Raw genomic sequence first — 12,060 nt, forward strand, 5'->3', positions numbered from 1 at the left:
ACTATCGGCAATGTCTCACAAAGTGAGTGGTTTTTGCTTACACTGGCTACGCGTCGAAAAACCAGCCTTTTGCTGGTGTTCAGGTATAATCGCTGCAAAGCCTTGATTGATGGAGAGGACCGCTTTGACTAACTTGAATTATCAACAGACGCATTTTGTGATGAGTGCGCCTGATATTCGCCACTTACCTTCCGATACCGGAATCGAAGTGGCTTTTGCTGGCCGTTCCAACGCAGGCAAATCCAGTGCGCTAAATACCCTGACTAATCAAAAGAGTCTGGCGCGTACATCTAAAACACCGGGCCGTACTCAGCTCATCAACCTGTTTGAAGTCGTTGACGGCAAACGCCTGGTTGACCTGCCGGGGTACGGTTACGCCGAAGTGCCGGAAGAGATGAAGCGCAAATGGCAGCGCGCACTGGCGGAATATCTGGAAAAGCGTCAGAGCCTGCAAGGCCTGGTCGTGTTAATGGATATTCGTCACCCGCTTAAAGATCTGGACCAGCAGATGATCCTATGGGCGGTAGAGAGCAACGTTCAGGTTCTGGTGCTGCTGACCAAAGCAGACAAGCTGGCCAGCGGCGCGCGCAAAGCTCAACTGAATATGGTACGTGAAGCCGTGCTGGCATTTAATGGCGATGTGCAGGTAGAAACCTTTTCATCACTGAAAAAAATGGGCGTAGACAAACTGCGTCAGAAGCTGGATAGCTGGTTTAGTGAACTGGCACCGGTTGAAGAGATTCAGGACGGGGAATAATCTCCCGCTATGCCGGATGGCGTCGCTGCGCGTCTTATCCGGCCTACGGCGTGAGCGAAACTTTTCTTGCGCACAATAAAAAACGCCCCAGTCATTACTGACTGGGGCGGCTAAAATATTCAGCCAAATCCGATTACGTGAAGTAAAAGGTCTGAAAGATAGAACATCTTACCTCTGTACCCTACGAGAATAACTTTACTCTTTTTTGAGCAGCTCAGAAAGCACTTTTTGTAATTTTTTTTCATTCCTTACATAGGGAATTCTAATGGACATCACAAAAAGTTCTATCTTATGTTGCTTAGTTACGAAAAAAGGCCGTTATTCAGTCACCCCTTAGTGCGCCTGATCCCAGTTTTCACCAGTACCGACTTCCACTAATAGCGGCACGTCAATCTGGGTCTCGTTTTCCATCAGTTGATGGATCTTTTTCGACACACTTTCCAGGTCATCTTTGTGCACTTCAAACACCAGTTCATCGTGAACTTGCATGATCATGCGCACGCGCGGTTGCTCGGTTTGCAGCCATCCGTCTACGGCTATCATGGCTCGCTTAATAATGTCTGCGGCAGTACCTTGCATCGGGGCGTTGATTGCGGCACGTTCAGCACCCGCACGACGAGCGCCATTACTGGATTTAATATCCGGCAAATAGAGGCGACGACCTTCCAGCGTTTCAACGTAACCCTGCTCTTTTGCCTGTGCACGCGTGCGTTCCATATATTCCAGCACGCCAGGATAGCGTTCGAAGTAGAGATCCATGTACTTCTGTGCTTCCTTGCGCGGAATATTTAACTGGCGAGCAAGACCAAAGGCGCTCATCCCGTAGATCAGACCGAAGTTGATAGCTTTCGCGCTGCGGCGTTGTTCGTTAGTTACTGAATCCAGCGGTAAGCCAAAGACTTCAGCGGCCGTTGCGCGGTGAATATCTTTCCCTTCGGCAAATGCGGTAAGCAAGCCTTTATCACGCGAGAGGTGCGCCATGATACGTAGTTCAATCTGCGAGTAGTCCGCGGAAACAATCACGTAGTCTTCCGGTGCAATAAACGCCTGGCGAATACGACGACCTTCATCATTACGTACCGGGATGTTTTGCAGGTTCGGATCCGTTGAAGACAAGCGCCCGGTCGCGGTAACAGCCTGATGATAGGAGGTATGTACGCGCCCGGTTTTCTTGTTAATCATCAACGGAAGCTTGTCCGTATAGGTCGACTTCAGTTTTGCTAACCCGCGATATTCCAGGATCACTTTCGGCAATGGGTAATCCAACGCAAGCTCTTCCAGTACCTCTTCCGACGTTGATGGCGCGCCGCCAGGCGTTTTCTTCAGCGGCTTAATGCCCTGCTTTTCAAACAGGATGGTTTGCAGTTGCTTGGTGGAAGAGAGGTTAAACGCTTCGCCGGCAATCTCGTGCGCTTTTTGCTCCAGCTCGTTCAAACGCAGCGTCAGCTCTTCTGAATGCTTGTGCAGAACAGCCGGATCGATTTTCACACCGTTGCGCTCAACGCGAGACAAAACCGGCACCAGCGGCATATCAATATTTTCAAAGACGTTCAGCGGCCCTTTATGCTGCTGCAATTCTGGCCACATCTTCAGATGCAGCTGTAGCGTAACGTCGGCGTCTTCCGCAGCGTAACGACCGGCCTCTTCCAGCGCTATCTGGTTAAAGGTCAGCTGGTTTTTGCCTTTTCCGGCGATCTCTTCAAAGGTGATGGTTTTATGTTTCAGCCAGCGGTCCGACAGGCTGTCCATATCGTGTCGGCCGGCAACGCTGTTAAGAATGTAGGATTCGAGCATGGTGTCAAAGGTGATGCCGCGCAGCTCGATGCCATAATTCGCCAGGATACCGCGATCGTACTTCAGGTTTTGCCCGACTTTGTGCGCGTTCTCATCTTCCAATAGCGGCTTCAGCAGCGCCAGCGCGCGGTCGCGCGCGATCTGATCGGGGGCGTCCAGGTAGTCATGGGCAACAGGAACATACGCCGCCACGCCCGGTTCAATGGCAAAAGACAGTCCAACCAGATTCGCGGAGATATTGTCCAGGCTGTCAGTTTCTGTATCAAAGGCGAAGACGGGCGCTTTTTTCAGCTTTGCGATCCACTCTTCCAGCGTCGCTTCATCCAGAATCGTCACGTAGTTATCGTAGGAAAGAGCCGTCGCAGGTTCTTCCGGCGTAGCCTCGACGACGATTGTTTCCTGCGGTTTAGCCGCTGGCTTCGTTCCTTTCGCCTGTAGCCATTTACCGGATTCTACGTCTGCAACCCAACGCTTAAATTCGTACTGTTTAAACAGGCCAAGCAGTTCATCTGTTGCGGGCTGCTTCACTTCCAGTTGCTCGCAGGTTAACTCCAGCTCAACATCTGTTTTAATGGTCGCTAATTGATAAGAGAGGTACGCCACCTCTTTATTTTGCTCAAGCTTGCCCGCCATGGTTTTCGCACCACGGAAAGTCAGCCCCGCAATTTTGTCAGATTCGGCATAAAGGGTATCCAGCCCCCCCAAGCCCTGGAGCAGAGCCTGAGCCGTTTTTTCACCCACGCCAGGAACGCCTGGAATGTTATCGGAGGAGTCGCCCATCAGCGCCAGGAAATCAATGATCAGCTCAGGCGGCACACCATACTTATTCACCACTTCATCCGGGCCGAGGATCGTATTAGTCATGGTGTTGATCAGGGTGATGTTTGGAGTCACCAACTGAGCCATGTCTTTATCACCGGTACTGATCAATACCGGACGACCAACCTTTTCCGCTTCACGCGCCAGCGTACCGATAACATCATCGGCTTCCACGCCTGAAACAGCCAGTAATGGCAGCCCCATCGCTTTTACCATCGCATGCAGAGGTTCAATCTGCGCGCGCAGATCGTCAGGCATTGGCGGACGATGTGACTTGTAATGCTCGAATAATTCATCACGGAAGGTTTTACCCTTAGCGTCGAATACCACAGCAGCATGGGTCGGCTGATATTGTAGAATCAAGCTACGCAACATGTTGAGAACACCGTACATCGCACCAGTAGGTTCGCCTGCGCTGTTAGTCAGCGGCGGAAACGCGTGATATGCGCGATAAAGGTAAGATGAGCCATCTACAAGGATAAGTGGGTTTTCTGGGATCTGAACCATAATGTCCGTGCCTGTTTATCAGATTATGGGTAAAGGATGCCACAGACGGGATGAAAACATGAGTTTTTCGCCGTTTTTGTTGAAAAACTTTTGCAGTTCTTCTGCTTTGAGCGCAAATCAAACTGTGGATAACTTTGTGAATAAATAATTTTCAGCGCTTTAAATATAGCAAGTTAATTATTGATCAATTACATTTTTTCATATATTTCAGTCAATTAAAGAAACTTACAGCATTTTATTCCATTTTTATCGCTTGTCTCCTGATGTGGATAGATATTCCTTTTTTTTCTATTCAGGGAAGATCCATCATTTGGTTCGTTTTCTGATAAAATTAGCCTCTTGCGCCTCTTTAGCGCACTGTCTATGGCTAACCTTTTGAATAATTTAATTATGACAAGAATACTCGCTGCGATAACGCTGTTGCTGAGTATCGTATTGACCATATTGGTCACGATTTTTTGTTCTGTGCCGATCATCCTTGCCGGGGTTGTAAAGCTCCTTTTGCCTGTTCCTGTCGTCTGGCGCAAGGTTTCCATCTTCTGTAATTTCATGATGTATTGCTGGTGTGAAGGTCTGGCGCTACTTCTACACCTCAATCCACGATTGAAGTGGGACGTCGAAGGGCTGGAAGGTCTTAGCAAAAAAAACTGGTATCTGCTCATTTGTAATCATTACAGCTGGGCCGATATCGTTGTGCTTTGCGTTCTGTTCCGTAAGCACATCCCGATGAATAAATATTTTCTCAAGCAACAGCTGGCCTGGGTGCCGTTTATTGGTCTGGCCTGCTGGGCACTGGATATGCCGTTTATGAAACGTTATTCACGCGGCTATCTGCTCCGTCATCCGGAACGGCGCGGTAAAGATGTGGAAACAACGCGTCGTTCCTGCGAGAAGTTTCGCGTACACCCGACAACTATCGTAAATTTTGTCGAAGGTTCACGCTTTACTAACGAGAAACGTGAGCAAACCCGCTCCCCCTATCAAAACCTGCTCCCACCTAAGGCGGCCGGTATCGCTATGGCATTGAATGTGCTGGGGTCGCAGTTTGATAAGTTGCTGAACGTCACGTTGTGCTACCCGGAAAATAGCAGCCGCCCTTTCTACGATATGCTGAGCGGCAAATTAACGCGTATTGTCGTGCGGGTGAACCTGGAGCAAATTCAAGAAGAGTTGCACGGTGATTACGTGAACGATAAAGGTTTCAAGCGTCGGTTTCAGCTATGGTTGAATACGCTCTGGAGCGAGAAAGACGCGCAAATAGATGCGATTAAAGCCACAAACAAAAAAGCCGGTCAATGACCGGCTTTCGCTTTTACTTCTGACTAACCAGGAATTTCACGGTATCCGCATACTGCTGTACAAAAATATCCATGCTGCTGGTATCCATGCCTTGCGGGTTTACCTGGTATTTACCATTCACGAACATCGCCGGAACGCCCTGCAACTGTAAATCAGCCGCCGCTTTTTCCTGCTGCGCCACGAGTGATTTCACCACAAAGCTGTTCCATGCCGCATCGTAGTCTTCACCTTTAATACCCGCGTCGACAAACACTTTACGGATATCTGCAACAGACTGAACGGTCTGGGTTTTCTGAACCCCTTCAAACAGCGGAACAGTGACCTTATCTTCAACGCCAAGTGCCATAGCAACAGCCCAGGCCTGCGTCAGATCTTTACCCAAAGGCCCAAGAAACTCGACGTGGTATTTGGTCATCTTGGTACCTTCCGGCAGTTTTTTCTTCACGTTATCAGACACATGAAGCACTTCTTCAAACTGGTAGCAATGCGGGCAGTAGAAGGAGAAGAACTCCAACACTTGCGGTTCACCCGCAACAGGCTTTTCCAGAGTGATGTATTGTTTGCCATCCTGGAACTGCGCCGCAGATGCGCTAAAAGCTAAAACCATACCAGCCAGCGCCAGCCATATTTTTTTCATGTTCAAGTTTCTCCGATTAATACATTGGCGTTAATTGTAAGGGGGGCTCTTGCAGAATTTTTGTCTGCTCAATAAAAGTTGCGGTCTGACGATGCCAGTAATCTTCCCCGGTTAACCACGGGAAGTTTTTTGGAAACGCAGGGTCACCCCAACGTCGGATCAGCCATGCAAGATAATAAACTAAACGCATAGCACGTAAAGGTTCGATCAGTCCGATTTCTGTCGTGTCGAACTCACTAAACTCTTCATAAGCCTCGATAATGGTTTCAAGCTGCATGCGTTGTTCAGCTTTATCACCATTGAGGAGCATCCATAAATCCTGAACAGCCGGACCATTGCGGGCATCATCTAAATCGACAAACATTGGGCCGTCACGCCACAGAATATTGCCGGCATGACAATCACCGTGCAGGCGTAACGTGGCAAAACGCGTATGCCAGCATTCGGAAACTACTGTAATAAGTGAATCCGTTGCTTTCAGGAAGGCTGCTTTTTGCCCTGAAGGAATAAGTTGGGCCTGTTCAAACAGTTTACGCGGTTCGGTCAGATACTCTTCAAGGCCAATCGTGGGACGGAAAGCGAAATTACGCTTGCCGCCAGTCTGGTGCATACGCCCCAGATAGCGCCCAACCGCCTCCATCTGATCGATGTTATCTGCCTCAAACTGGCGCCCGCCGACGCTTGGGAAGATCGCATAATGAAAACCCTGATGGCTTAACAGTGTTTGGCCGTTCAGTACCAGCGGTGCAGCAACCGGCACTTCATCGCTCACCAGCTCCAGCGCAAACTGGTGCTCTTCCTGGATCTGATCGACGGACCAACGCTCAGGGCGATAAAACTTAACGACAAAGCGTCTGCGGTCTTCGTCCTGAAACTGATAGACACGGTTTTCATAGCTGTTAAGCGGGGTAAGCCCGGAGTCCACCCGGATCCCCTGCTCAAACAGCGCATCCATGATGGTATCCGGGTGTAGCGTCTGGAAAGTAAAAGCGTTGTCGTTCATCCCATCATCCGGAAAATACTACGAATGATTCAGGATATCATTTCGCAGCGCTTTCGGTGGCGGCGATTACAAGCTTTTACTCTTTAATTACGCCACGTGCGCGGAGAAGGGCTGTTTTAAAATCTTCTTCATAATCTTTCTGAATACCTGGGATAACGGCGTCTTTCGCCGAGTCACGCATTTTCAGGTGATAGATCAGAATGTCATCAGTTAAATCCGCCAGTTCACCGTCAAAACCTGACTCTTGCGCCAGTTTCTGTAAAAATTGCATCAGGTTAAGATCGGGTTCTTTCTGCCAGGCTGGCTGGAGGAGTTCAATAACTTCATTCAGGCGTTTACATTTCATGGTTGTGCTCCTTAGGCTCAATACGGATACGTTAGCAGGGTCAATCCCACATTAAAAGAGGCGATATCAGTGATTCTGGATAGTGCAATAACAGGGGTTGTGCTGGCGGGCGGTAAGGCCAGACGGATGGGCGGAACGGATAAAGGTTTGCTTGAGCTGGACGGTAAACCGCTTTGGCGGCATGTAGCCGATACCCTCGCTTTGCAGGTCGAAACCGTAGTCGTTAATGCCAATCGCCACCGGGATATCTACCAACAAAGCGGCCTGAAAGTGATTCCCGATGCCCTGGCCGATTTCCCTGGCCCACTGGCCGGGATGCTGTCGGTATTCCTGCAGCAAGCGGGAGACTGGTTTTTGTTCTGCCCGTGCGATATGCCCTATATTCCTCACGATCTGGTCTCTCGTTTAAAAGAGCAGCGCAAAGCTGCACCAATCGTCTGGGTGCATGATGGGGAAAGAGATCACCCGACCATTGCCCTGATGCACCGTTCCTTGCAGCCCTTGCTACAGGATTATCTTCAGTCAGGTGAACGACGCGTCATGGTTTTTATGCGTCAGGCTGGCGGTCATGCCGTCGATTTCAGCGATCATAAAGATGCATTCGTAAACGTGAACACACCTGAAGAACTCGCAAAATGGCAGGAAAAATCATGATCCCATTACTTGCCATTGCGGCATGGAGCGGTACGGGAAAAACCACGCTGCTAAGGAAACTGATCCCTGAGCTGCGCGCCAGAGGTATTAGACCCGGATTGATTAAGCATACTCACCATAATATGGATATCGACAAGCCCGGCAAAGATAGCTATGAGCTGCGCAAGGCAGGGGCGGCACAAACACTGGTCGCCAGTCAGCAACGTTGGGCGTTAATGGTAGAAACACCGGAAGAACCCGAACTGGATTTAGCGTATCTGGTAAGCAGGATGGATGCTTCGACGTTGGATATGGTACTGGTTGAGGGATTTAAGCATGAACCTGTTGCGAAGATCCTGCTTTTTCGCGAGGGCTGCGGACATAGTTCTGAAGAGTTGGCGATGGATGAGTTTGTTATCGCGGTTGCCAGTGATGTTCCGTTACCTGTGGATGTTCCATCATTAGATATTAATGATATACAGCAAATTGCTGATTTTGTTATGCAATGGGTAAGAAGATAACCACGGAGCCGCAATGTGCCTGATGCGCTGCGCTTATCAGGCCTACAAAATACGTTCAGTACAACGTAGGCCGGATAAGGCGGTGTGCCGCATCCGGCAGGTTTCATTTCACACAGACGCAAAAAAGCCCATCCGGCAGGATGGGCTTCTTCACTTGTTTGATGCCTGGCAGTTCCCTACTCTCGCATGGGGAGACCCCACACTACCATCGGCGCTACGGCGTTTCACTTCTGAGTTCGGCATGGGGTCAGGTGGGACCACCGCGCTACAGCCGCCAGGCAAATTCTGTTTATTAACCCGCTTGTCGCCGGTTAATCTTATCTGTATCAGGCTGAAAATCTGTCTCTTCGCCAAAACACCTTCGGCGTTGTAAGGTTAAGCCTCACGGTTCATTAGTATCGGTTAGCTCAATGTATCGCTACACTTACACACCCGACCTATCAACGTCGTCGTCTTCAACGTTCCTTCAGGAGACTCTAAGTCTCAGGGAGAACTCATCTCGGGGCAAGTTTCGTGCTTAGATGCTTTCAGCACTTATCTCTTCCGCATTTAGCTACCGGGCAGTGCCATTGGCATGACAACCCGAACACCAGTGATGCGTCCACTCCGGTCCTCTCGTACTAGGAGCAGCCCCCCTCAATTCTCCAGCGCCCACGGCAGATAGGGACCGAACTGTCTCACGACGTTCTAAACCCAGCTCGCGTACCACTTTAAATGGCGAACAGCCATACCCTTGGGACCTACTTCAGCCCCAGGATGTGATGAGCCGACATCGAGGTGCCAAACACCGCCGTCGATATGAACTCTTGGGCGGTATCAGCCTGTTATCCCCGGAGTACCTTTTATCCGTTGAGCGATGGCCCTTCCATTCAGAACCACCGGATCACTAAGACCTGCTTTCGCACCTGCTCGAGCCGTCACTCTCGCAGTCAAGCTAGCTTATGCCTTTGCACTAACCTCCTGATGTCCGACCAGGATTAGCTAACCTTCGTGCTCCTCCGTTACTCTTTGGGAGGAGACCGCCCCAGTCAAACTACCCACCAGACACTGTCCGCAACCCGGATTACGGGCCCACGTTAGAACACCAGCCATTAAAGGGTGGTATTTCAAGGACGGCTCCATGCAGACTGGCGTCCACACTTCAAAGCCTCCCACCTATCCTACACATCAAGGACCAGTGTTCAGTGTCAAGCTATAGTAAAGGTTCACGGGGTCTTTCCGTCTTGCCGCGGGTACACTGCATCTTCACAGCGAGTTCAATTTCACTGAGTCTCGGGTGGAGACAGCCTGGCCATCATTACGCCATTCGTGCAGGTCGGAACTTACCCGACAAGGAATTTCGCTACCTTAGGACCGTTATAGTTACGGCCGCCGTTTACCGGGGCTTCGATCAAGAGCTTCTCCTTACGGATAACCCCATCAATTAACCTTCCGGCACCGGGCAGGCGTCACACCGTATACGTCCACTTTCGTGTTTGCACAGTGCTGTGTTTTTAATAAACAGTTGCAGCCAGCTGGTATCTTCGACTGATTTCAGCTCCATGAGTAAATCACTTCACCTACCTATCAGCGTGCCTTCTCCCGAAGTTACGGCACCATTTTGCCTAGTTCCTTCACCCGAGTTCTCTCAAGCGCCTTGGTATTCTCTACCTGACCACCTGTGTCGGTTTGGGGTACGATTTGATGTTACCTGATGCTTAGAGGCTTTTCCTGGAAGCAGGGCATTTGTCACTTCAGCACCGTAGTGCCTCGTCATCACACCTCAGCGTTAAAAGGTACCGGATTTACCTGGAACCTCCGCCTACATGCTTAAACCGGGACAACCGTCGCCCGGCCGACATAGCCTTCTCCGTCCCCCCTTCGCAGTAACACCAAGTACAGGAATATTAACCTGTTTCCCATCGACTACGCCTTTCGGCCTCGCCTTAGGGGTCGACTCACCCTGCCCCGATTAACGTTGGACAGGAACCCTTGGTCTTCCGGCGTGCGGGTTTTTCACCCGCATTATCGTTACTTATGTCAGCATTCGCACTTCTGATACCTCCAGCAACCCTCACAGGCCACCTTCAACGGCTTACAGAACGCTCCCCTACCCAACAACACATAGTGTCGCTGCCGCAGCTTCGGTGCATGGTTTAGCCCCGTTACATCTTCCGCGCAGGCCGACTCGACCAGTGAGCTATTACGCTTTCTTTAAATGATGGCTGCTTCTAAGCCAACATCCTGGCTGTCTGTGCCTTCCCACATCGTTTCCCACTTAACCATGACTTTGGGACCTTAGCTGGCGGTCTGGGTTGTTTCCCTCTTCACGACGGACGTTAGCACCCGCCGTGTGTCTCCCGTGATAACATTCTTCGGTATTCGCAGTTTGCATCGGGTTGGTAAGTCGGGATGACCCCCTAGCCGAAACAGTGCTCTACCCCCGAAGATGAATTCACGAGGCGCTACCTAAATAGCTTTCGGGGAGAACCAGCTATCTCCCGGTTTGATTGGCCTTTCACCCCCAGCCACAAGTCATCCGCTAATTTTTCAACATTAGTCGGTTCGGTCCTCCAGTTAGTGTTACCCAACCTTCAACCTGCCCATGGCTAGATCACCGGGTTTCGGGTCTATACCCTGCAACTTAACGCCCAGTTAAGACTCGGTTTCCCTTCGGCTCCCCTATACGGTTAACCTTGCTACAGAATATAAGTCGCTGACCCATTATACAAAAGGTACGCAGTCACACCCGAAGGTGCTCCCACTGCTTGTACGTACACGGTTTCAGGTTCTTTTTCACTCCCCTCGCCGGGGTTCTTTTCGCCTTTCCCTCACGGTACTGGTTCACTATCGGTCAGTCAGGAGTATTTAGCCTTGGAGGATGGTCCCCCCATATTCAGACAGGATACCACGTGTCCCGCCCTACTCTTCGAGTTCACAACCTGTGCATTTTTGTGTACGGGACTATCACCCTGTACCGTCGGACTTTCCAGACCGTTCCACTAACACACATGCTGATTCAGACTCTGGGCTGCTCCCCGTTCGCTCGCCGCTACTGGGGGAATCTCGGTTGATTTCTTTTCCTCGGGGTACTTAGATGTTTCAGTTCCCCCGGTTCGCTTCGTTAACCTATGTATTCAGTTAACGATAGTGTGACGAATCACACTGGGTTTCCCCATTCGGAAATCGCCGGTTATAACGGTTCATATCACCTTACCGGCGCTTATCGCAGATTAGCACGTCCTTCATCGCCTCTGACTGCCAGGGCATCCACCGTGTACGCTTAGTCGCTTAACCTCACAACCCGAAGATGTTTCACTTCTGATTGCAAAAATTTGAGAGACTCGAACACACCTTTTATCTGTTCTTATTACGGAGAACAGACACAGTGTGTCGTTTCAATTTTCAGCTTGATCCAGATTTTTAAAGAGCAAAACTTCGCAGTGAACCTTTTCAGGTACACTCTGAAGTTTTCTTGGGTTGTTGCAGTAAAGATGGTGGAGCTATGCGGGATCGAACCGCAGACCTCCTGCGTGCAAAGCAGGCGCTCTCCCAGCTGAGCTATAGCCCCATCGTAGTTATCTCATTCACCTTAATTCTTGCTGAGACAAGGCGTGGAACGGCGAAGCATACTTCAGTATGTGAGTCGTTTCACAACGCGGTATCAGAAAGAATTTGGTAGGCCTGAGTGGACTTGAACCACCGACCTCACCCTTATCAGGGGTGCGCTCTAACCACCTGAGCTACAAGCCTGCAGAGATTTTC

Annotated in this window: 8 protein-coding genes, 2 tRNA genes and 2 rRNA genes; 4 read left to right on the forward strand and 8 right to left on the reverse strand. The window is 50.2% G+C overall.

All coding sequences use genetic code 11. The features are described 5' to 3' along the window. Nucleotides 1-124 precede the first annotated feature (124 nt). Nucleotides 125-757, forward strand: coding sequence for a ribosome biogenesis GTP-binding protein YihA/YsxC (gene yihA / locus ICA20_RS23875; RefSeq protein ID WP_038635836.1), 633 nt, complete (start codon nucleotides 125-127; stop codon nucleotides 755-757). A 333-nt stretch (nucleotides 758-1,090) separates the two neighbouring features. Here the strand turns inward: yihA and polA are convergent, their stop codons facing one another. After that, a complete protein-coding gene (polA, locus tag ICA20_RS23880; protein WP_038635834.1) occupies nucleotides 1,091-3,877 on the reverse strand; it encodes a DNA polymerase I in 2,787 nt (928 codons plus the stop codon). Nucleotides 3,878-4,240: 363 nt separating this feature from the next. Here polA and ICA20_RS23885 point away from each other — a divergent pair, with 363 nt between their 5' ends. Further along, nucleotides 4,241-5,176, forward strand: a complete 936-nt coding sequence (locus ICA20_RS23885; protein WP_038635830.1) for an acyltransferase — start codon at nucleotides 4,241-4,243, stop codon at nucleotides 5,174-5,176. A gap of 13 nt (nucleotides 5,177-5,189) precedes the next feature. On the opposite strand, the gene dsbA is transcribed toward ICA20_RS23885, so the two are convergent. From dsbA to ICA20_RS23900, 3 genes are all read right to left on the reverse strand, one after another. After that, a complete protein-coding gene (dsbA, locus tag ICA20_RS23890; RefSeq protein WP_038635827.1) occupies nucleotides 5,190-5,813 on the reverse strand; it encodes a thiol:disulfide interchange protein DsbA in 624 nt (207 codons plus the stop codon). Between the two features lie 16 nt (nucleotides 5,814-5,829). After that, nucleotides 5,830-6,816, reverse strand: a complete 987-nt coding sequence (locus ICA20_RS23895; protein WP_038635824.1) for a serine/threonine protein kinase — start codon at nucleotides 6,814-6,816, stop codon at nucleotides 5,830-5,832. A gap of 76 nt (nucleotides 6,817-6,892) precedes the next feature. Then, nucleotides 6,893-7,162, reverse strand: coding sequence for a YihD family protein (locus ICA20_RS23900; protein ID WP_003028616.1), 270 nt, complete (start codon nucleotides 7,160-7,162; stop codon nucleotides 6,893-6,895). 69 nt (nucleotides 7,163-7,231) lie between these two features. On the opposite strand from ICA20_RS23900, the gene mobA reads away from it, so the two are divergent. Together mobA and mobB are read left to right on the forward strand one after the other, a co-directional pair. Beyond that, nucleotides 7,232-7,816, forward strand: coding sequence for a molybdenum cofactor guanylyltransferase MobA (gene mobA / locus ICA20_RS23905; RefSeq protein WP_038635818.1), 585 nt, complete (start codon nucleotides 7,232-7,234; stop codon nucleotides 7,814-7,816). Continuing rightward, the gene (gene mobB, locus ICA20_RS23910) at nucleotides 7,813-8,316 is read left to right on the forward strand and encodes a molybdopterin-guanine dinucleotide biosynthesis protein MobB (protein ID WP_038635815.1); all 504 of its coding nucleotides are present in this window, start codon (nucleotides 7,813-7,815) and stop codon (nucleotides 8,314-8,316) included. The genes mobA and mobB overlap by 4 nt, the downstream gene beginning before the upstream one ends. Nucleotides 8,317-8,479: 163 nt before the next feature. Here the strand turns inward: mobB and rrf are convergent. The 4 genes from rrf to ICA20_RS23930 all read right to left on the reverse strand — a co-directional run bounded on the left by rrf (nucleotide 8,480) and on the right by ICA20_RS23930 (nucleotide 12,048). Then, nucleotides 8,480-8,595: ribosomal RNA gene (gene rrf / locus ICA20_RS23915) — 5S ribosomal RNA — on the reverse strand. Between the two features lie 92 nt (nucleotides 8,596-8,687). Then, nucleotides 8,688-11,592: ribosomal RNA gene (locus ICA20_RS23920) — 23S ribosomal RNA — on the reverse strand. Nucleotides 11,593-11,790: 198 nt separating this feature from the next. Then, a tRNA-Ala gene (locus ICA20_RS23925) sits at nucleotides 11,791-11,866 on the reverse strand. 105 nt (nucleotides 11,867-11,971) lie between these two features. Continuing rightward, nucleotides 11,972-12,048 (reverse strand) — tRNA-Ile (locus ICA20_RS23930). Nucleotides 12,049-12,060: the final 12 nt, after the last annotated feature.

This window comes from Citrobacter sp. C5_2, assembly GCF_014596845.2.
In the GTDB taxonomy this organism is placed as follows: Bacteria; Pseudomonadota; Gammaproteobacteria; order Enterobacterales; family Enterobacteriaceae; genus Citrobacter; species Citrobacter werkmanii.

Bases quoted from the DNA above. Each gene is read 5' to 3' on its own strand.
- ICA20_RS23895 (WP_038635824.1), bottom strand. From the start codon at position 6,816: ATGAACGACAACGCTTTTACTTTCCAGACGCTACACCCGGATACCATC.
- ICA20_RS23900 (WP_003028616.1), bottom strand. From the start codon at position 7,162: ATGAAATGTAAACGCCTGAATGAAGTTATTGAACTCCTCCAGCCAGCC.
- ICA20_RS23885 (WP_038635830.1), top strand. From the start codon at position 4,241: ATGGCTAACCTTTTGAATAATTTAATTATGACAAGAATACTCGCTGCG.
- polA (WP_038635834.1), bottom strand. From the start codon at position 3,877: ATGGTTCAGATCCCAGAAAACCCACTTATCCTTGTAGATGGCTCATCT.
- mobB (WP_038635815.1), top strand. From the start codon at position 7,813: ATGATCCCATTACTTGCCATTGCGGCATGGAGCGGTACGGGAAAAACC.
- dsbA (WP_038635827.1), bottom strand. From the start codon at position 5,813: ATGAAAAAAATATGGCTGGCGCTGGCTGGTATGGTTTTAGCTTTTAGC.